At 62.3% G+C, this 19,207-nt stretch carries 15 protein-coding genes; 3 read left to right on the forward strand and 12 right to left on the reverse strand.

What is annotated here, in order from left to right; all coding sequences use genetic code 11:
- Positions 1-15: 15 nt before the first annotated feature.
- The 4 genes from JKP78_RS19550 to rpsU form a co-directional block, all read right to left on the reverse strand.
- Entirely contained in the window at positions 16-3,759 is a 3,744-nt protein-coding gene (locus JKP78_RS19550; protein ID WP_200627296.1) for an EAL domain-containing protein, read from the reverse strand.
- A gap of 163 nt (positions 3,760-3,922) precedes the next feature.
- Positions 3,923-5,773: an RNA polymerase sigma factor RpoD gene (rpoD, locus tag JKP78_RS19555; RefSeq protein WP_170027940.1), complete on the reverse strand. Its 1,851-nt coding sequence runs from the start codon at positions 5,771-5,773 to the stop codon at positions 3,923-3,925.
- A gap of 67 nt (positions 5,774-5,840) precedes the next feature.
- On the reverse strand, positions 5,841-7,823 hold the full coding sequence (gene dnaG / locus JKP78_RS19560) for a DNA primase (protein WP_170027941.1): 1,983 nt from the start codon (positions 7,821-7,823) through the stop codon (positions 5,841-5,843).
- A gap of 303 nt (positions 7,824-8,126) precedes the next feature.
- On the reverse strand, positions 8,127-8,342 hold the full coding sequence (gene rpsU / locus JKP78_RS19565; RefSeq protein ID WP_003255575.1) for a 30S ribosomal protein S21: 216 nt from the start codon (positions 8,340-8,342) through the stop codon (positions 8,127-8,129).
- A 204-nt stretch (positions 8,343-8,546) separates the two neighbouring features.
- Here rpsU and tsaD point away from each other — a divergent pair, with 204 nt between their 5' ends.
- Entirely contained in the window at positions 8,547-9,572 is a 1,026-nt protein-coding gene (gene tsaD / locus JKP78_RS19570) for a tRNA (adenosine(37)-N6)-threonylcarbamoyltransferase complex transferase subunit TsaD (RefSeq protein WP_170027942.1), read from the forward strand.
- A 3-nt stretch (positions 9,573-9,575) separates the two neighbouring features.
- Here tsaD and plsY read toward each other — a convergent pair whose 3' ends face one another.
- Positions 9,576-10,145, reverse strand: coding sequence for a glycerol-3-phosphate 1-O-acyltransferase PlsY (gene plsY, locus JKP78_RS19575; RefSeq protein ID WP_170027943.1), 570 nt, complete (start codon positions 10,143-10,145; stop codon positions 9,576-9,578).
- Positions 10,146-10,219: 74 nt separating this feature from the next.
- On the opposite strand from plsY, the gene folB reads away from it, so the two are divergent.
- Both folB and folK read left to right on the forward strand, forming a co-directional pair.
- Positions 10,220-10,576, forward strand: a complete 357-nt coding sequence (folB, locus tag JKP78_RS19580; RefSeq protein WP_019471281.1) for a dihydroneopterin aldolase — start codon at positions 10,220-10,222, stop codon at positions 10,574-10,576.
- Positions 10,567-11,076, forward strand: coding sequence for a 2-amino-4-hydroxy-6-hydroxymethyldihydropteridine diphosphokinase (gene folK, locus JKP78_RS19585; RefSeq protein WP_200627298.1), 510 nt, complete (start codon positions 10,567-10,569; stop codon positions 11,074-11,076). Before folB ends, folK begins: the two co-directional genes overlap by 10 nt.
- A gap of 91 nt (positions 11,077-11,167) precedes the next feature.
- Here folK and JKP78_RS19590 read toward each other — a convergent pair whose 3' ends face one another.
- The 7 genes from JKP78_RS19590 to apaG all read right to left on the reverse strand — a co-directional run bounded on the left by JKP78_RS19590 (position 11,168) and on the right by apaG (position 19,104).
- Positions 11,168-12,274 carry a multifunctional CCA addition/repair protein gene (locus JKP78_RS19590; RefSeq protein WP_200627300.1) on the reverse strand — a complete coding sequence of 369 codons (1,107 nt, stop codon included), beginning with the start codon at positions 12,272-12,274 and terminating at the stop codon, positions 11,168-11,170.
- 55 nt (positions 12,275-12,329) lie between these two features.
- Positions 12,330-13,898, reverse strand: coding sequence for a SpoVR family protein (locus tag JKP78_RS19595; RefSeq protein ID WP_170027946.1), 1,569 nt, complete (start codon positions 13,896-13,898; stop codon positions 12,330-12,332).
- Complete coding sequence (locus tag JKP78_RS19600; protein ID WP_186690151.1) at positions 13,895-15,166, reverse strand: YeaH/YhbH family protein; 1,272 nt, start codon at positions 15,164-15,166, stop codon at positions 13,895-13,897. Before JKP78_RS19600 ends, JKP78_RS19595 begins: the two co-directional genes overlap by 4 nt.
- 140 nt (positions 15,167-15,306) lie before the next feature.
- Positions 15,307-17,229: a PrkA family serine protein kinase gene (locus tag JKP78_RS19605; RefSeq protein ID WP_170027948.1), complete on the reverse strand. Its 1,923-nt coding sequence runs from the start codon at positions 17,227-17,229 to the stop codon at positions 15,307-15,309.
- A 281-nt stretch (positions 17,230-17,510) separates the two neighbouring features.
- The gene (glpE, locus tag JKP78_RS19610; RefSeq protein ID WP_186690149.1) at positions 17,511-17,843 is read right to left on the reverse strand and encodes a thiosulfate sulfurtransferase GlpE; all 333 of its coding nucleotides are present in this window, start codon (positions 17,841-17,843) and stop codon (positions 17,511-17,513) included.
- 14 nt (positions 17,844-17,857) lie between these two features.
- Complete coding sequence (locus tag JKP78_RS19615) at positions 17,858-18,724, reverse strand: symmetrical bis(5'-nucleosyl)-tetraphosphatase (RefSeq protein ID WP_186690147.1); 867 nt, start codon at positions 18,722-18,724, stop codon at positions 17,858-17,860.
- Positions 18,724-19,104 carry a Co2+/Mg2+ efflux protein ApaG gene (gene apaG, locus JKP78_RS19620; protein ID WP_186675034.1) on the reverse strand — a complete coding sequence of 127 codons (381 nt, stop codon included), beginning with the start codon at positions 19,102-19,104 and terminating at the stop codon, positions 18,724-18,726. The genes JKP78_RS19615 and apaG overlap by 1 nt, the downstream gene beginning before the upstream one ends.
- Positions 19,105-19,207: the final 103 nt, after the last annotated feature.

The raw sequence follows: 19,207 nt of genomic DNA on the forward strand, positions 1-19,207 counted from the left end.
CAGTAAGTGGCCGGATTATAACGAGGGTTTCGCACCTGTGCCATCTGAAAGATCCGATAGTGCTATGCGAAGGAACCCTGCCGCAAACTCCTCCGGTGGCAGCGGCAGGCTGACGATGTAGCCCTGGATCTGTTCGCACCCTTCAGCTGCCAGAAAACGCTGCTGGGCCTGGTTTTCCACGCCTTCGGCAATGATGGTCAGCTGCATGCTGCGGCCCAGGGCGATGATTGCCCGGGCGATGGCTGCATCGTGCGGGTCATCGGGCAGGCCGCGGATGAACGACTTGTCGATCTTGAGAATGTCCAGCGGCAGGCGTTTGAGATAGCTCAGGGAGGAATACCCGGTGCCGAAGTCGTCTATGGCCAGTTGCACGCCCAGCTTCTTCAATTGGTACAGCACGGCCAGGGCTTCTTCTGCCTGGCTCATGATGAAGTTTTCGGTGATTTCCAACTGCAGGTCGCCAGCTTGCAGCTGGTATTGCCTGAGCAACTGTTCGATACGCCGGGCCAGGTGCGGGTGGCGCAGCTGCGCGCCGGCGAGGTTGATCGACAGCGGGCCGAAGGGTTCGTAGTGCTGCTTCCAGGCCTGTATCTGGCGGCAGGCCTGCTCCAGTACCCAGTCGCCAAGCTGGAGAATGGTGCCGTTTTCTTCCGCCAGGTGGATGAAATGTTCCGGCGGCACTTCACCAAAGGTCGGGTGGCTCCAGCGGATCAATGCTTCGGCACCCACCAGGCTCTGGGTCCTGAGGCTGAGCTTGGGCTGGAAGCACAGGCTCATTTCATTACGTTCGATGGCGCGGCGCAGCTCGTGCTCCAGGGCAATGCGTTCACTGGCTTGGGCAGTGAGGTCGAGGGTATAGGCTTCGACGCGGTTGCGGCCTTTGGCCTTGGAACGGTACATCGCCGCGTCGGCGTTGCGAATCAATGTGGAAACGTCGGTGCCGTCCTGTGGATAAAGGCTGATGCCGATGCTGGCGCTGGTGAAGAACTCATGTTCGCCGGCCTGGAACGGCGCGTTGAAACAGGCCAGCAGCTTGTTGGCGATGGTGCTGGCGTCGCTGGGTTTGTGCAGGCCCGGCAGCAGGATGATGAATTCGTCACCGCCCAGGCGGGCCACGGTGTCGACGTCGCGTACCTGCTCCTTCAGGCGTTGGGCGATGCCCTTGAGCAGCAGGTCGCCGACCGGGTGACCGAGGCTGTCGTTGATGTGCTTGAAGCGGTCGAGGTCGAGGAACAATACCGCGCCCTGGCGGTTGGACTCCTGTTCACTGGTGAGTACGGCCTGCAGGCGGCTTTCGAACAGGGTGCGGTTTGGCAGCCCGGTGAGCGGGTCGTGGTGAGCCTGGTAGTCCAGCTTGGCCTGGGCGTGCTTGAGGCTGGAGATGTCGGCAAACACCGCGACGAAGTGGGTGATTTCGCGCTCGCTGTTGCGCACGGCGCTGATGGTCAGCCAGCCGGGGTACAGCTCGCCGTTCTTGCGTTTGTTGTAGATCTCGCCTTGCCAGTGGCCTTCGTCGGTCAGCTGGTGCCACATGGCTGCATAGAAGGCGCTGTCGTGCTGGCCGGAGGCGAGCAGGCGCGGGGTCTGGCCGAGTGCTTCAATCTCGCTGTAGCCGGTGATTTCGGTGAAGGCGCGGTTGACCGCACTGATGCGCTGGTCGATGTCGGTGATCAGCACCCCTTCGGCAGTGTTCTCGAACACGGTGGCAGCCAGTTGCAGCTTTTCCTGCATCAGGTGGCGCTCGGTGATATCGCGGGCGATGGTCAGCATGCAGTCTACGCCGGCAATCGGCAGGGGCCGGGCGGACAGTTCGCAAAGGCGGATCTGCCCGTCGCTGCGGCGAATGTGGCAGATGAAGTCACGCACGAAACCGTCGCGGTTGAGCTGCTCGACCAGGCGCTTGCGCTCGTTGAGGTCGACCCAGATGCCCAGGTCCAGCGAGGTCTGGTCGAGGGTCGGGTTGAGGTCGTAGCCGGTGAGGCGACAGAAGCCCTCGTTCACTTCAAGCAGCAAGCCGTCGGTCTGGCGCGACAGCAGCAGGCCGTCGGGGGAGGCGTGGAAAGCCTTGGCGAATTTTTCTTCCGAGGTTTGCAGCTGTTCCTGGGTTTCCTTGAGCTGGCTGATGTCGCGCACGGCCACCACCAGTGCTGGGGTGCCGTCGAGCTCGAAGGTTTCCGCCGAGGTCAGGCCGGTGAACAGTTGGCCGTTGCTGCGTCGGAAGCTCATCTCCAGGTTACGGATACCGCCCTGGTGCAGACGTTCGAGCAGGCGCGGGCCGGTACCTTCGACGCCCCACAGGTTCAGGTCGGTGGCCGTACGGCCGATGACCTGGTCCGGGGCCAGGCCGATCTGCTCTTCGAAGGCTTCGTTCACCTCCAGCAGGCAGCCGTCGCTGTGGCGGGCGATCAGCAGGATGTCCGGGCACTGCTGGAACACCGAGGCGAACTTCTGTTCCGACAGGCGCAGGGCGTTCTCGGTGCGCTTGGTCTCGCTGATGTCGATCATCAGCCCGCGCATCACCGGTTTGTGGCCGTACTCGATCATGCTGACGATGTTGCGTACCCACAGCGGCTGGCCATCGGCGCGGATCACCCGATAATCCAGGCTGTGATCACGCCCAGCCGCCGTTTCGCTGTCGCAATAGGCCTGGGCCCAGAGGGCGTCATCCGGGTGCAGGATGCTGCGCCAGAAGCCGGGCTTGAGCCATTCGCTGAGTGGATAGCCCAGCAGGTCCTCGGCGTGTGGCGAAACGTAACTGTAGATGAAGTCGTTGGCGTCGGCTTCCCAGGCAATGGCGGAAAGGCTCTCGACCAGGCTGCGGTAGCGGTATTCGCTGCTGCGCAGCTCCTGTTCGAGGGCGATGCGCCGGGAAATTTCTGAGCTGAGGCGGCGGTTGATGCGGATGACCACCGCCAGCACCACCATCAGCAGCAGTACCGCCGGCAGGCCGTAAGTCAGCAAGTCGGACCAGAACATCCGTTGGTCGACCACATTGCCCACCCAGCGTTGCTGGATCTGGCTGACTTCGCCGCTGCTCATGTCGGCAATCACCTTGTCCAGAATCCCGACCAGTATCTTCTTGTCACGCGGCACACCCATGGCCAGTTGGTAGCGGTAAGGGGTCTCGCCGCTGACGTAGAGGCCATCGAGCTTCAGCTGGCGCAAGCTCCAGATACTCGAGGCGAGGTCGCCGACCACGGCGTCTACCTGGTCGGTGGCCAGGGCCTGCAGCGTGGAGCTGACATTGGGCAAGGCCACCAGGTTGAGGTCTGGGTGGTGCGTGCGCAGTAATTCGTGCGGGGCGTAGTTCTCCACCACGGCAACCTTCAGGCCGTACAGCTCGTCGAGGTTGCGCGGCTGTGCAGCGCCTTTATGGGCGAGGATGACGATGGGGAAATCGAGGTACGGGCGGGTGAAGGCCAGGTAGCCTTGGCGCTCGGGGGTGGACATGATGCCGGGCAGCAGGTCGATGCGGTTTTCCCGCGCCATCGCCAACACTTCGGTCCAACTGCGCGGTTCGACCGGTTTGAGCGTCACCTCCAGGCGTTGCTGGATGGTGGCGATGTAATCGGCGGCCAATCCCTGGTACCGGCCCTCCTGGTCGCGAAACTCGAACGGTGGCCAAGAGGCGTCTACACCCAGGCTCAACTGCGGATGGGCAGCCAACCAGGCTTTTTCCTCATCTGTCAGGGTCAGGGCGCCGGCCGCTGTGTTCCACAAAAGCAGGAACATCAACAGGATGGCCGGCAACAGGGACATAGCGGCCTCGCTTTCAGGGGGGACTGAAGTCGAGTGTAGACGGGCATTGCTGCTGGTGTTGGGTGGAAGGTGGAGTCTTTCGTGCAGGCCTGCACGATCCATGCGGGAGTGGCAGGTTGCACAGGGCGGAAAGAAAAACCCCGGCCTGGGCCGGGGTTTGTCATCACTCGTCGAGGAAGGAGCGCAGGTGCTCGCTGCGAGTCGGGTGGCGCAGTTTGCGCAACGCCTTCGCTTCGATCTGACGGATCCGCTCACGGGTCACGTCGAACTGCTTGCCTACCTCTTCGAGCGTATGGTCGGTGTTCATGTCGATACCGAAGCGCATGCGCAGTACCTTGGCTTCACGCGCGGTGAGGCCGGAGAGCACGTCGCGGGTGGCTTCCTTGAGGCTTTCGACCGTGGCCACATCGATCGGGGACTGCATGGTCGAGTCCTCGATGAAGTCGCCCAGGTGCGAATCTTCGTCGTCACCGATCGGGGTTTCCATGGAGATCGGCTCTTTGGCGATCTTCAGTACCTTGCGGATCTTGTCCTCAGGCATTTCCATGCGCTCGCCAAGTTCTTCCGGGGTCGGTTCGCGACCCATTTCCTGCAGCATCTGGCGGGAAATACGGTTGAGCTTGTTGATCGTCTCGATCATGTGCACCGGAATACGGATGGTGCGTGCCTGGTCGGCGATCGAACGGGTAATCGCCTGACGGATCCACCAGGTGGCATAGGTCGAGAACTTGTAGCCGCGACGGTATTCGAACTTATCCACCGCTTTCATCAAGCCGATGTTGCCTTCCTGGATCAGGTCGAGGAACTGCAGGCCACGGTTGGTGTACTTCTTGGCGATGGAAATCACCAGACGCAGGTTCGCCTCGACCATTTCTTTCTTGGCGCGGCGGGCCTTGGCTTCACCGATCGACATGCGACGGTTGATTTCCTTGATCTCGGCAACGGTCAGGCCGCTTTCGTTCTCAAGGTCGATCAGCTTCTGCTGGCAAGCGACAATGGCAGCGTCCTTTTCACCCAGGGCGGCAGCCCACTTGGTGTTGCGCTTGGCCAGGTCACCGCTCCAGGTCTGGTCGGTTTCGTTGCCCGGGAACATGCGCAGGAAGTCGGCGCGCGGCATGCGCGCATCACGTACGCACAGCTGCATGATGGCGCGTTCTTGCTGGCGCAGACGGTTCAGGGCGTCACGCACACGCTCTACCAGTACCTCGAACTGCTTGGGTACCAGCTTGATCGGCATGAACAGGTCGGCCAGGGCCTGCAGGGCCTCGATGCTTTCCTTGTGGGCGCGACCGTTTTTCTTCAGGACCTTGTTGGTGGCCTGCAGCTGATCGGCGACAGCACCGAAACGCTGGCGGGCGACTTCCGGGTCCGGGCCGCTCTCGGCCTCTTCCTCGTCGTCACCGCTTTCGGATTCTTCCTCGTCGTCGTCGGACTCTTCCTTCGCGGTCGCGGCCTTGGCGCCCGGGATCGGCACTTCCTCGGTCGGTGCAGCGATGTTGTCGTCAGGGTCGATGTAACCGCTGAGAACGTCGGACAGCCGGCCACCTTCGCTGGTGACACGGTCATATTCGCCGAGAATGTAGTCGACAGTGCCCGGGAAGTGGGCGATGGCGCCCATGACTTCACGGATGCCTTCCTCGATACGCTTGGCGATTTCGATCTCGCCTTCGCGGGTCAGCAGCTCGACGGTACCCATTTCGCGCATGTACATGCGCACCGGGTCGGTCGTGCGGCCGATATCGGTTTCAACTGCCGCCAACGCAGCAGCGGCTTCTTCGGCCGCAGCTTCGTCGGTGTCGGCTTCCGCCAACAGAAGGGCATCCGCATCCGGAGCACTCTCGAATACGTTGATCCCCATGTCGTTGATCATGCGGATGATGTCTTCCACCTGTTCCGGATCTGAAATATCCTCAGGCAGGTGGTCGTTGACCTCCGCGTAAGTCAGGTAGCCCTGCTCACGACCGCGGGTGATCAACTCTTTGATACGAGACTGCTGTTGCGCTTTTCCGGACATAACACCCTATCCACTGAAGGTCTTGGCGGGCAAAAAACAAGCCGAGGATTATACCCGAGCATGGGCCTCACGCGCCAGATGAGGTCGGCGTTTGTGCGGGAACATTCCGGCTCAGCAGGGCGAGGAGCTGGGATTTCTCCTCGCTGGTCAATTCGCTTTGACGTGATTTCCTGAGCAGTTGTTCCAGGCTGCGCTCGCGTTGGCGGGCGGACAAGCTAGTTATAGTGTCGAAAAACTGTTGTTCAAGGTTGTCGGCCACGATCAGCCATTCCTTTTCCGCCAGCGCCCGTAGCAGGCGGCCCTGTTCGGTGCCGTGCCAACGTGCGATCAACTGCATTGAGCTTAGCCCAGGATTTTTCTGCGCGGCTTCGATCAGGGCCACCAGCAGCTGGCTGTACAGGTGTTCTTCGTCGGCAAAATGGCTGGCATCTTCCACCTTGCCGGCCAGCAGCGGGTGGTGCAGCAGCGTGCGCAGGGCGGCCAGGGTTGGCGGTTCGACCGGGGCCGGCACGCGCGGTGGCGCTTCGTCACGTTGTTGCCAGGGTTTGCCGCCCTTGCGGTTCTTGTCCCAGGGCTTGTCGCCCCATTGCTTCTTGCCGGCGCCCTTGTTCGGCTTCCACGCCTGTTCCTGCTGGGCAGGGGCGTAGTCGTGCTGCGGCATGTCGCCGTAGTCGGGGGTGTAGCTGGCCATGGCGTCGTAATCGTAGCCAGGGTCGTAGTCCGGCACGTTGCCGGGGGCCGGGGCGTGTTGCGCCAGTTGCTCGACCTGCTGCGGGTCGAGGCCGGTAATTTCGCGCAGGCGGTTGCGCATCAGCTGGCGCAGGTTGGCGCCGGGGATCTTTTCGATCAGCGGTGCTGCCAGGGTCGCCATGTGCGCCTTGCCTTCCAGCGAGCGCGGGTCGGCTTCCACGCCCAGTTGCTCGAAGAAGTAGTCGGCCAGCGGCTGGGCGTGCTGGTTGATGCGCGCCATGAAGGCATCGGTGCCTTCGGCGCGCACCAGGCTGTCCGGGTCTTCGCCTTCGGGCAGGAACAGGAAGCGCGCACGGCGGCCGTCCTGCAGGTTCGGCAGGGTCGACTCCAGGGCGCGCCAGGCGGCCTTGCGCCCGGCCTGGTCACCGTCGAAGCAGAACAGCACGCTGGGCACCACGCGGAACAGGCGCTTGAGGTGCTCTTCGCTGGTGGCGGTGCCAAGGGTGGCCACGGCGTTGCGCAAGCCCTGCTGGGCCAGGGCGATGACGTCCATGTAGCCCTCGACGACGATGATCTCGTCGAGGTTGCGGTTGTGCTTGCGTGCCTCGTACAGGCCGTACAGTTCCTGGCCCTTGTGGAACACCGGGGTTTCCGGGGAGTTCAGGTACTTTGGCTTGTCGTCGCCGAGCACCCGGCCACCGAAGGCGATGATGCGCCCACGGCTGTCACGGATCGGGAACATCACCCGGTCGCGGAAGCGGTCGTAGCGCTTGCCGCTTTCGGCGTTCTCGATCAGCAGGCCGGCGTCGATCATCACCTTCTGCTGCAGGCTGTCGGCACCCAGGTGCTTGAGCAGGTTGTCCCAGCCTGGCGGGGCGAAGCCCAGGCCGAAGTCGCGGGCGATTTCCCCGGACAGGCCGCGGCCCTTGAGGTAGTCCACCGCCGCCTTGCGGGTCGGGTGGCTGCGCAGGGCCTGGCGGTAGAACTCCGAAGCGGCGTCCAGCAACGGGTACAGCGGCGAATCGGTGGGCTGGCGCGGTTTGTGGTCGCGGCGGCCTTGCTCGCGGGGTACTTCCATGCCAGCGGCGCGGGCCAGTTCCTCGACCGCCTGGGGGAAGTCCAGGTTGTCGTGGTCCATGACGAAGCCCAGCGCGTTGCCACCGGCACCGCAGCCGAAGCAGTAGTAGAACTGCTTGTCGGGGCTGACCGTGAAGGAAGGGGTCTTTTCCTTGTGAAACGGGCAGCAGGCGGAGTAGTTCTTGCCGGTCTTTTTCAGCTGGACGCGCGAACTCACCACGTCGACGATGTCGAGGCGGTTGATCAGGTCGTCAATGAAACTCTGGGGAATCAGCCCGGCCATGGCAGTCTCGTCATCTGGCAACTGGCAAGTCTAATCGCTCACACGCCGAATGGGGCGGGTGCCGCTTGGAGAAGTACGAGGGAAAATGTGCTCGCCGCCAGCCCGGTGGGGCCCGTCAGTCGGACGTGCACGTCTGGTCATACAACAAGAAGGACCAGCTCTGACGTTTCAGGCAGGTTGCCCATGTGCAGTTCGCAAGAAGCTTATGCAGGGCCTTGAGCTAGCTGCTCAAGTTTGAAGCGACCACTGCCATCGCCCGGCGGTTAGCCGGGCAGGGCAGAAGCTTTGCGTAGAACGCCTGTATTAGTACAGACGAACGGCGCGGCGCTGTTCGCGCTGAACTTTCTTGGCGTGACGCTTAACAGCAGCAGCTGCTTTGCGCTTACGCTCGGCGGTCGGCTTCTCGTAAAACTCGCGGCTACGAACTTCAGCCAGTACACCGGCTTTTTCGCAGGAGCGCTTGAAACGACGCAGAGCTACGTCGAAGGGTTCGTTCTCTTTAACTTTGACGGCTGGCATCCAGGGCTACCTTAATTCATTACCGGGGTAGACGTGCTCCTGGCAAAACAAAGGTGTGCTGGAGAACGTCGGTTTTCAAGGGTTGCGGATGTTAACCCTTAGCAAGCCGGAATGCAAAGCCTCTGATCGAAAACCGCTGGTCGGCATCCGACACGAGGACTATCATGCGCGGCTTCGAATTCAGCCCCCACAAGGGACGAGCCCATGCTAGTACTGGGATTGGAAACATCCTGCGACGAAACTGGCGTCGCATTATATGACAGCGAGCGTGGTTTGTTGGCCGACGCACTGTTCAGCCAGATCGACCTGCACCGTGTGTTTGGCGGTGTGGTGCCCGAGCTTGCCTCGCGTGACCACGTCAAGCGCATGCTGCCGCTCATCCGCCAGGTGCTGGACGAGGCCGGCTGCGTCGCCACCGAGATCGACGCCATCGCCTACACCGCCGGCCCTGGCCTGGTCGGTGCCTTGCTGGTGGGCGCGTCCTGTGCGCAGGCACTGGCCTTTGCCTGGGATATCCCGGCGATTGGCGTGCACCATATGGAAGGCCACCTGCTGGCACCGATGCTGGAGCAGAACCCGCCGGAGTTTCCGTTCGTCGCCTTGTTGGTTTCGGGTGGCCACACCCAGCTGGTGCGCGTCGACGGCATCGGCCAGTACGAGCTGTTGGGCGAGAGCCTGGACGACGCCGCTGGCGAAGCGTTCGACAAGACCGCCAAGCTGATCGGCCTGAACTACCCCGGTGGCCCGGAAATCGCTCGCCTGGCCGAGCGCGGTGTGCCGGGGCGCTTCGTCTTCCCGCGGCCGATGACCGACCGCCCGGGCCTGGAGTTCAGCTTCAGCGGCCTGAAAACCTTCGCCCTGAACACCTGGCAGCAGTGCCGCGATGCTGGTGACGACAACGAACAAACCCGTTGCGACCTGTCCCTGGCGTTCCAGCAGGCGGTGGTGGAGACTCTGACCATCAAGTGCAAACGGGCGCTGAAGCAGACCGGCCTCAAGCGCCTGGTCATCGCCGGTGGCGTCAGCGCCAACAAGGCCTTGCGGGCGTCCCTCGAAGACATGCTCGCCAGCATCAAGGGCAACGTGTACTACGCGCGCCCGCAGTTCTGCACCGACAACGGCGCGATGATCGCCTACGCTGGCTGCCAGCGGTTGTTGGCTGGGCAGCAGCAGGACCTGGCCATCAGCGTGCAGGCACGCTGGCCGATGGAGCAGTTGCCGCCGGTCTGATGGCTAGAAATGCCGTTCCCGCCCGGCGAACAGGTCGCGCAGGTTGTTGCGGTGGCGCCAGACGATCATCAGTGTGAGCACGCTGATCGGCAGCAGCGCCTCTGGTTCGCGCCAGGCGAGCAGGGGCAAGGTCAGCGGCGTGGCGATCAGCGCCGCCAGCGAACTGGTGCGGGTAAGGTAGAAGGTCAGCAGCCAGGCGCCGATGGCCAGCAGTGCGGCCGGGAAGTACAGGGCCATGAGCATGCCGGCGGCAGTTGCCACGCCCTTGCCGCCGCGGAAGCGGAAGTACAGCGGAAACAGATGGCCCAGCACCGCGCACACGCCAACCCAGGCCTGCGCGTGCAGGTCCAGCCCGGCAAGGCGGGCGAGCCATACCGGCAACAGGCCCTTGCACAGGTCGCCAAGCAGGGTCAGGATCGCCAGCTTGCGGCCTGCCAGGCGTAGCATGTTGGTGGCGCCAGCATTGCCTGAACCGCTGGAACGCGGGTCCGGGCTGCCCGCAAGGCGGCTTAGGACGATGGCGAAGGACAGCGAGCCGAGCAGGTAGGCGAGCAGCGCCAGTAACCAAAACATGCTAACTATTCCGGGCGAGGACGCCCTGATTCTAACGGCGCCAGTCGCCCTTGTCGTGCTGTGGAGAGAAGTGCTTGGACAGAGTGTTCATCGAAGGCCTGGAAGTCGATACCGTCATCGGTGCCTATGACTGGGAGCGGGATATTCGCCAGTGCTTGCGCCTGGACCTGAGCTTCGCCTGGGACAACCGCCCGGCTGCGGCCGGTGACGACCTGAGCCTGGCGCTGGATTACGCCAGTGTGTCGGCGCGTATCCAGGCGTTTGCCGAGCAGGCCCGTTTCGAACTGGTGGAAACCTTTGCCGAGCGCCTGGTGGCAACGCTGATGGAGGAGTTCCACATCCCATGGGTGCGGTTGAAGCTGACCAAGCCGGGTGCGGTGCCTGCGGCCCGTGGTGGTGTTGGCGTGGAGATCGAGCGCGGATGTCTCTGAGCACGGTGTACCTGGGCCTTGGCAGCAACATCGATCGCGAGGCGCACCTGTGTGCCGGGCTCGATGCACTGGCCGGCATCCTGATCGACATGCGTTGTTCGCCGGCGTTCGAAAGCCAGGCGGTGGGTATCAAGAGCGGGCCGTTCATCAACTTCGTGGTGACTGGGCAGACGGCGCTGCCATTGATCGAGCTGGACCGCCGGCTGAAGTTCATCGAGGCCGACAACGGCCGCTATGCACCGGACCGCAAGGGGCTGCCGCTGGATATCGATGTGCTGATGTATGACGACTTGCTGGGCACGTTCGATGGGCTGGTGCTGCCCCGTGCCGAGATTCTGAAGAATGCCTTCGTGCTGTGGCCGCTGGCGTTGCTGGCGCCCGACCTGGTGCATCCGGGGGTGGGCAAGAGCATGGCGCAGTTGTGGCAGGAAGCGCGGATTGACCAGGTACTGGCACCTGTTGCCTTCGAGTGGCGTGGGTTGCAGCTGACGCCGGCTTGAGCCTGTACCGGCCCTTTCGCGGGCACGCCCGCTCCCACAGGTAAAGCACTGTTCTGTGGGAGCGGGCGTGCCCGTGATGAGGCCGGTGAGATCAGCCGAGCTGGTAAGTCTCAAGCGCTTTCAACCGCTCAGCTTTGAGCGCTTCGCCCAGTGCCTGCCCAGTCAGCCCGGCCTGCACCAGCGGTTTCACATCCACCGCCCGCGCTGCCACTGCTGCCCCTCGCAGGTAATCGGCCTGTGGATAACCTACTTTGCCCTCGCCCAGTGCGATCATCTGGCAAGCGATCAGGAAGTCCTCGAACCGCTGCGGCCGCCGGTACACATCGAACTTCTGTAACAGCTCCAGCAACGCCGTCGCTGGCAACGCCAGCGCCTGGTTGCCTTGCGCCAGGCACTCCCCGGTCAGCAACGCCAGCTCCTGGCATTCCCGCGGCGCCTTGAAGCGCTGGTTGACGGCTTTGATCGAAGCGGGAGCCAGCCCGTGCAGCAGGCAGGCCCAGCGTACGTGCAGGGCCTGCTCATGCAGTGCAGCCTGCTCCAGCGCCAGCATTGCCTGGGTATGCTCTCCCAGCTCGGGCAGCAGCTCCGCCAGGGCGCCACAGGCCTGCAGGACCTGGAAGAACACCTGCGGCTGCGCTTCCATCAGCGCCCGCTCGATTTCCTTCCAGCTGCGTTCGGCAGTCAGCGCCTGCAGCTCGCCGGCAGCACTGATCTGGCGCATCAGCTCCAAGGTTTCCTCGGCCACCCGGAAACCCAGCGGTGCATAACGGGCAGCGAAGCGCGCAACGCGCAGCACACGCAAAGGATCTTCGGCAAATGCCGGGGAAACGTGGCGTAACAAGCGTTGATCAAGATCGTTCTTACCGTGATAGGGGTCGTACAAGACGCCCGCTTCGTCCTCGGCCATCGCATTGATGGTCAGGTCGCGGCGTATAAGGTCTTCTTCCAGCGTCACTTCGGGGCTGGCGTGGAAGGTGAAGCCACCGTAGCCACGCCCGCTCTTGCGCTCGGTGCGTGCGAGGGCGTATTCCTCGCCGGTGGTCGGGTGCAGGAACACCGGGAAGTCGGCGCCGACCGGCCGAAAGCCCTTGGCGTGCATTTCCTCGACGGTGGCGCCGACCACCAGCCAGTCGATATCGCTGACCGGGCGGCCGAGCAGGCGGTCGCGCACGGCGCCGCCGACTTTGTAGATGTGCATGTGCAACTCTCCATAACTGCCGACAGGATAACCTGTCGACAGCCATGGCGTTGCATCAGAGGTGGTGGATGACGGCCAGGTCCATGCGCCCGTAGTCGGCGTTTTCGCCGTGCTCGCCGCGCGGTGGCATGTGGTGGGTCTTCATCACCTGGTCGCCCTGCACGGTCTCCAGGTGGATGTCGAAGCCCCACAGGCGATGCAGGTGCTTGAGCACTTCATCGGTGGAATCGCCCAGCGGTTTACGGTTGTGTTGTTGGTGGCGCAGGGTCAGCGAGCGGTCGCCGCGGCGATCGACGCTCCAGATCTGCACGTTCGGTTCGCGGTTGCCCAGGTTGTACTGCGCCGCCAGTTGCTCGCGAATGATCCGGTAGCCGGCCTCGTCATGAATGGCGGGCACCAGCAGGTCGTCGCGCTGGTCATCATCGAGAATGCTGAACAGCTTGAGGTCACGCATCACCTTGGGTGACAGGTACTGCAGGATGAAGCTCTCGTCCTTGAAGCTGCTCATGGCGAACTTGATGGTAGAAAGCCAGTCGCTGCCGGCAATGTCGGGGAACCAGCGGCGATCTTCTTCGGTCGGGTTTTCGCACATGCGGCGGATGTCGGTGTACATCGCAAAGCCCAGTGCGTACGGGTTGATGCCGTTATAGTAGGGGCTGTCGAAGCCAGGCTGGAACACCACGCTGGTGTGCGACTGCAGGAACTCCATCATGAAGCCTTCGGTGATCAGGCCCTCGTCGTACAGGTCGTTCATCAAGGTGTAATGCCAGAACGTCGCCCAGCCTTCATTCATCACCTGAGTCTGGCGCTGTGGGTAGAAGTACTGGGCAATCTTGCGCACGATGCGCACCACTTCACGCTGCCACGGCTCCAGTAGCGGGGCGTTCTTCTCGATGAAATACAGGATGTTTTCCTGTGGTTCGGCGGGGAAGCGCGCATCATCGCGTTCGTTGCCCTTGTCAGCGCTTTTCGGGATGGTCCGCCACAAGTCGTTGATCTGCCGTTGCAGGTGCTCCTCGCGTTCTTTCTGCCGGCGCCGTTCCTCTTCGGCGGAAATCGGGTAAGGGCGCTTGTAGCGGTCGACGCCATAGTTCATCAGCGCATGGCAGGAGTCGATCAGGTCCTCCACGGCATCGATGCCGTGGCGTTCCTCGCACTGGGCGATGTACTGCTTGGCGAACACCAGGTAGTCGATGATGGAGCTGGCGTCGGTCCAGGTGCGGAACAGGTAGTTGCCCTTGAAGAAACTGTTATGGCCGTAGCAGGCATGGGCGATCACCAGTGCCTGCATGCACATGGTGTTCTCTTCCATCAGGTAGGCGATGCACGGGTCGGAGTTGATCACGATTTCGTAGGCCAGGCCCATCTGGCCCCGGCTGTAGGACTTTTCCGTGCTGAGGAACTGTTTGCCATAGGACCAGTGGTGATAGCCCAGTGGCATGCCGACCGAGGCATAGGCGTCCATCATCTGCTCGGCGGTAATCACCTCGATCTGGTTGGGGTAGGTGTCCAGGGCGTAACGCTCGGCCAGGCGGCTGATTTCCCGGTCGTAGGTCTGGATCAGTTCGAACGTCCACTCGGACCCGGTGGAAATGGGTTGGCGTCTCTGTGCTCTGGCGGTCATGTGGCTAACCTGCGCTGGAAGAGTTCACGGAAGACCGGGTAGATGTCGCCGGCCGATACCAACTGCTGCTGGGCGAACGTGTCGGGGAAGGCTTCGCCGATGCGCTCGTATTCGTACCACAGCGCCTGGTGCTCACGTGGGGTGATCTCGACGTAAGTGTAGTACTGCACATGCGGCATGATCTGCTTGGACAGGATCTCGCGGCAGATCGGCGAGTCATCGTTCCAGTTGTCGCCGTCCGAGGCCTGGGCGGCGTAGATGTTCCAGTCGCTGGCCGGGTAGCGCTCGGCCATGATTTCCTGCATCAGCTTGAGCGCACTGGACACGATGGTGCCGCCGGTTTCCCGCGAATAGAAGAATTCTTCCTCGTCGACTTCACGGGCGCTGGTGTGGTGGCGGATGAACACCACTTCGATGCGGTCGTAGTTACGCTTGAGGAACAGGTACAGGAGAATGAAGAAGCGTTTGGCAATGTCCTTGGTGGCCTGGGTCATCGACCCGGACACGTCCATCAGGCAGAACATGACCGCCTTGGAGCTGGGGTTGGGCTGCTTGACCAGCAGGTTGTACTTGAGGTCGAAGGTGTCGAGGAAGGGCAGGCGGTTGATCCGTGCCTTCAGGCGTTCGATTTCCTGTTCGACTTCCTGGATATCGCTGAAGTTGTCCGGCTCTTCGATCTTCAGGCGGGCAAGTTCCTTCTGCGCCTCGCGCAGCAGGGCACGGCTGCTGCCGGTGAGGGCGATACGCCGGGCATGGGCCGAGCGCAGGGTGCGCACGATATTGATGCGCGACGGGTTGCCTTCGTTGGCGATGCCGGCGCGCACGGTCTTGAAGGTGTCGGCACCGGTCAGGTGGCGTTTGACCAGGTTGGGCAGTTCGAGGTCCTCGAACATGAATTCGAGAAACTCTTCCTGGGTGATCTGGAAGACGAAGTCGTCCATGCCCTCGCCGGAATTGCCGGCCTTGCCACGCCCGCTACCACCCCCGCCTCCTTGTGGCCTGGGGATGTGTTCGCCGGCGGTGAATTCCTTGTTGCCCGGGTGCACGATGGTCTGCTTGCCGCCGCGGCCATGGTGCAGCACCGGTTCGTCGATGTCGCGCCCCGGAATGCTGATCTGCTCGCCATGTTCCATGTCCATGATGGAACGGCGGCTCACCGCCTCTTCGACGGCTTTCTTGATGTGTTCGCGGTACCGCCGCAGAAAGCGCTGGCGGTTGACCGTGCTCTTGTTCTTGCCGTTCAGGCGTCGGTCTATAACGTAGCTCATGGTCCCTCCGGTAGCTGGAGCAGCTGCAAGCCACAAGCTTCAGGCTGCAGGAAAGAGCAGCCACCGCTGCTGCAGGCTGCAGCGCCGGGCTTGCGCTCGGCGCCGTGCAGCCTGGAGCTCGCGGCTTGTAGCTTGCCGCTTTATTGCGATTTCCTGACCCGCAGGTACCATTCCGACAGCAGACGAACCTGTTTGTCGGTGTAGCCACGCTCCACCATGCGCGTGACGAAGTCGTTGTGTTTCTGTTGGTCCTCCTTGCTGGCCTTGGCGTTGAAGCTGATGACCGGCAGCAGGTCCTCGGTGTTGGAGAACATTTTCTTCTCGATCACCACCCGCAGCTTCTCGTAGCTCAGCCAGCTCGGGTTCTTGCCGTTGTTGTTGGCCCGGGCACGCAGCACGAAGTTGACGATTTCGTTGCGGAAATCTTTCGGGTTGCTGATGCCGGCCGGCTTCTCGATCTTCTCCAGCTCTTCGTTGAGGGCGATACGGTTGAGGATTTCGCCGGTTTCCGGGTCGCGGTATTCCTGGTCCTGGATCCAGAAGTCGGCGTACAGCACGTAGCGGTCGAAGATGTTCTGCCCATACTCGCTGTAGGACTCCAGGTACGCAGTCTGGATCTCCTTGCCGATGAACTCGATGTAGCGCGGTGCCAGGTACTCCTTGAGGTAGCGCAGGTAGCGTTCGCGCACTTCGGCAGGGAACTGTTCCTGCTCGATCTGCTGCTCCAGCACATACAACAGGTGTACCGGGTTGGCGGCCACTTCGTGCGGGTCGAAGTTGAACACCTTGGACAGGATCTTGAAGGCGAAGCGGGTCGACAGGCCGTTCATGCCCTCGTCGACGCCTGCGGCATCGCGGTATTCCTGGATCGACTTGGCCTTTGGATCGGTGTCCTTGAGGTTTTCCCCATCGTACACCCGCATCTTCGAGTAGATATTGGAGTTTTCCGGTTCCTTGAGGCGCGACAGCACGGTGAACTGGGCCAGCATCTTCAGCGTGTCCGGGGCGCAGTGGGCCTTGGCCAGCGAGCTGTTGACCAGCAACTTGTCGTAGATCTTGATCTCATCGCTGACGCGCAGGCAATACGGCACCTTGACGATGTAGATCCGGTCGATGAACGCCTCGTTGTTCTTGTTGTTGCGGAAGGTGTGCCACTCCGATTCGTTGGAGTGGGCCAGGAGGATCCCGGAGTAGGGGATGGCGCCGAGGCCTTCGGTACTGTTGTAGTTGCCCTCCTGCGTGGCAGTGAGCAACGGGTGCAGGACCTTGATCGGTGCCTTGAACATTTCCACGAATTCCATCAGGCCCTGGTTGGCCCGGCACAGCGCACCCGAATAGCTGTAGGCGTCGGCGTCGTTCTGCGGGAATTCCTCGAGCTTGCGGATATCCACCTTGCCGACCAGGGCCGAGATGTCCTGGTTGTTCTCGTCACCCGGTTCGGTCTTGGCAATGGCGATCTGGTTGAGGATCGAGGGGTACAGCTTGACCACCTTGAACTTGCTGATGTCACCGCCGAACTCCTGCAGGCGCTTGGTGGCCCAGGGCGACATGATGGTGTTCAGGTAGCGCCGGGGGATGCCGAATTCCTCCTCGAGAATCGCCCCATCTTCGCTGGCGTTGAACAGCCCCAGGGGCGACTCGAACACCGGCGAACCCTTGATGGCATAGAACGGAACCTTTTCCATCAGCTGCTTGAGTTTTTCCGCCAGCGACGATTTACCGCCGCCCACCGGGCCCAGCAGATAGAGGATCTGCTTCTTCTCTTCCAGGCCTTGGGCGGCATGGCGGAAGTACGAGACGATCTGGTCGATGCACTCTTCCATGCCATGGAAGTCGGCAAACGCCGGATAGCGGCGGATGACCTTGTTGGAGAAGATACGCGACAGCCTGGAGTTGGTAGAGGTGTCGATCAGCTCTGGCTCACCGATGGCCAGCAACAGGCGTTCGGCCGCCGATGCGTAGGCACTGCGATCCTCTTTGCACAGCTCGAGGTACTCCTGCAGCGTTAATTCTTCCTGGCGCGTTGACTCGAAACGTTGTTGGAAGTGGCTAAAAATACTCATGACGTCACCTCGCTCGATACGTTGAGACGACGCCGGATCAGTCAGCTGATGCTGGCACGCAACCGGGTTGCCGATTGCTGTATACCCCCCAAACACCCTGTAACGCTACCGATGACCCGCACGCCGGTGTACCGGCTCTCCCCTTTTTCTGGATGGCCTGCGCTTAAGAATAGTTGGTTATCCGCAAGGTCAAGGGCGAGGGATGGAGAAGTTGCGAACGACCGTTCGTCAGATAAGGCGCGAGCCCGCACAGGGCGCGGGCTGCAGTGTAGATGAAAAATTTATTCGGCAGCGCCCTGGGCGGTCTCGGCCGGGTAGGTGGCGCGCCACAGCTCGAAGCCGCCGTCGACACTGTAAACGTCGGAGAACCCTTGGTTGACCAGGTAGGCTGCGGCGCTCTGGCTGGAGTTGCCGTGGTAGCACACCACCAGGGTCGGGGCATCGAGGTCGGCATTGCGGATGAACTCGGCGACCGAATGGTTATCCAGATGCTTGGCACCGGTAATGTGGCCGGCGGCGAAAGCCTGGGAGTCGCGAATGTCGACGACCACCGCACCTGGTTGCTTGCGAAGCTCCAAGGCCTGCTCGGGAGGGATGCGCTTGAATTCGCTCATGGGTACTACTTCCTTCAGGTGTGGTCGTTGAGTGTAGTGGGTTGTGCCGGTTGGCGCAGGGTGCCGTCGTCGGCGCAGTCACAGCGGTGGTATTCGCCGCTGTCGACGTTATACAGGGTCATGGCGCCACCCCATACGCAGCCGGTGTCCAGGGCAATGATGCCGGGTTCGTCAACCTGGCCCAGCAGGGCCGCCCAGTGGCCGAAGATGATCTTCACGTGGCGTGAGCGGCGCTCCTTGTGGGCGAACCAGGGCTTGTAGCCTTTGGGGGCGGTGTCCAGGCCTTCCTTGCTCTTGAGGTCGAGTTTGCCCTCGGCGGTGCAGAAACGCATGCGTGTGAGGTAGTTGGTGATGACCCGCAGGCGTTCGACGCCGCAGAGGTTCTTGCTCCACTTGTTCGGTTCGTTGCCGTACATGCCGTCCAGGTACTGCTTAAGGCGGCTGTCGTCTCGCAGCACCTCTTCGACTTCACCGGCCAGCGCCAGGGCTTTGCCCAAGGTCCATTGCGGTGGGATGCCGGCGTGGACCAGGGCAATGCCACGGGGCTCGTCGTAGTGCAGCAGCTTTTGCTGGCGCAGCCAGTCGAACAGCAGGTCGGCGTCGGGCGCTTCGATGATTTCGCGCAGGGTGTCGCTTTTCTTCAGGCGCTCGACGTTATGCCAGACGGCCAGCAGGTGCAGGTCATGGTTGCCCAGCACACAGACCAGCGACTGGCGGATCGAATACAGGAAACGCAGGGTCTCCAGCGACTCGGGGCCACGGTTGACCAGGTCGCCGACCAGCCACAGGCGGTCGACGGCGGGGTCGAAACTGACGCGTTCGAGCAGGCACTTGAGTGGCTGCAGGCAGCCCTGCAGATCCCCGACAGCGTAGGTAGCCATCAGTGCAGCGCCCCGGGCACCGCCAGGCGGAAGGGTGCGATCTGGGCATCGAAGCGTTTGCCGTCTTCGGCGAACATCTGGTAGCTGCCCTGCATGGTGCCTACGCGGGTGCTGATGACGGCGCCGCTGCTGTAGGTGTGGCTCTGGCCGGGGGCGATGTTGGGCTGCTGGCCGACCACGCCGGCACCGCGTACTTCCTCGACCTCGCCGTCACCGTTGGTGATCAGCCAGTGGCGCGACAGCAGCTTGGCGTTGAGCGAGCCGTTGTTCTGCACGGTGATGGTGTAGGCGAAAGCGAAACGACTGTTTTCGGGGTCGGATTGTTCTTTGAGGTAGCGGGTCACGACGCTGACGTCGATCTGATAGCGGGGGTCGGACATGCAAGGGCCTTGGGAAAACTGACGCAGTAATGCAGTCTAGGCCATTGAGCGGGGGGAGGGCCAGCGGTGTGGCGGCTTGGGGATATCTATAGTCGGTACCGGC

This window comes from Pseudomonas sp. LAM2023 (genome assembly GCF_016620375.1).
GTDB lineage: Bacteria > Pseudomonadota > Gammaproteobacteria > Pseudomonadales > Pseudomonadaceae > Aquipseudomonas > Aquipseudomonas anuradhapurensis.

Excerpts from the sequence above, each read along its gene's own strand:
- rpsU (WP_003255575.1), bottom strand. The coding sequence starts at position 8,342 with ATGCCAGCCGTCAAAGTTAAAGAGAACGAACCCTTCGACGTAGCTCTG.
- JKP78_RS19590 (WP_200627300.1), bottom strand. The coding sequence starts at position 12,274 with ATGCACATCTACAAAGTCGGCGGCGCCGTGCGCGACCGCCTGCTCGGC.
- tsaD (WP_170027942.1), top strand. The coding sequence starts at position 8,547 with ATGCTAGTACTGGGATTGGAAACATCCTGCGACGAAACTGGCGTCGCA.
- dnaG (WP_170027941.1), bottom strand. The coding sequence starts at position 7,823 with ATGGCCGGGCTGATTCCCCAGAGTTTCATTGACGACCTGATCAACCGC.
- folK (WP_200627298.1), top strand. The coding sequence starts at position 10,567 with ATGTCTCTGAGCACGGTGTACCTGGGCCTTGGCAGCAACATCGATCGC.
- JKP78_RS19605 (WP_170027948.1), bottom strand. The coding sequence starts at position 17,229 with ATGAGTATTTTTAGCCACTTCCAACAACGTTTCGAGTCAACGCGCCAG.
- apaG (WP_186675034.1), bottom strand. The coding sequence starts at position 19,104 with ATGTCCGACCCCCGCTATCAGATCGACGTCAGCGTCGTGACCCGCTAC.
- rpoD (WP_170027940.1), bottom strand. The coding sequence starts at position 5,773 with ATGTCCGGAAAAGCGCAACAGCAGTCTCGTATCAAAGAGTTGATCACC.
- glpE (WP_186690149.1), bottom strand. The coding sequence starts at position 17,843 with ATGAGCGAATTCAAGCGCATCCCTCCCGAGCAGGCCTTGGAGCTTCGC.
- JKP78_RS19600 (WP_186690151.1), bottom strand. The coding sequence starts at position 15,166 with ATGAGCTACGTTATAGACCGACGCCTGAACGGCAAGAACAAGAGCACG.
- plsY (WP_170027943.1), bottom strand. The coding sequence starts at position 10,145 with ATGTTTTGGTTACTGGCGCTGCTCGCCTACCTGCTCGGCTCGCTGTCC.
- JKP78_RS19595 (WP_170027946.1), bottom strand. The coding sequence starts at position 13,898 with ATGACCGCCAGAGCACAGAGACGCCAACCCATTTCCACCGGGTCCGAG.
- JKP78_RS19615 (WP_186690147.1), bottom strand. The coding sequence starts at position 18,724 with ATGGCTACCTACGCTGTCGGGGATCTGCAGGGCTGCCTGCAGCCACTC.
- JKP78_RS19550 (WP_200627296.1), bottom strand. The coding sequence starts at position 3,759 with ATGTCCCTGTTGCCGGCCATCCTGTTGATGTTCCTGCTTTTGTGGAAC.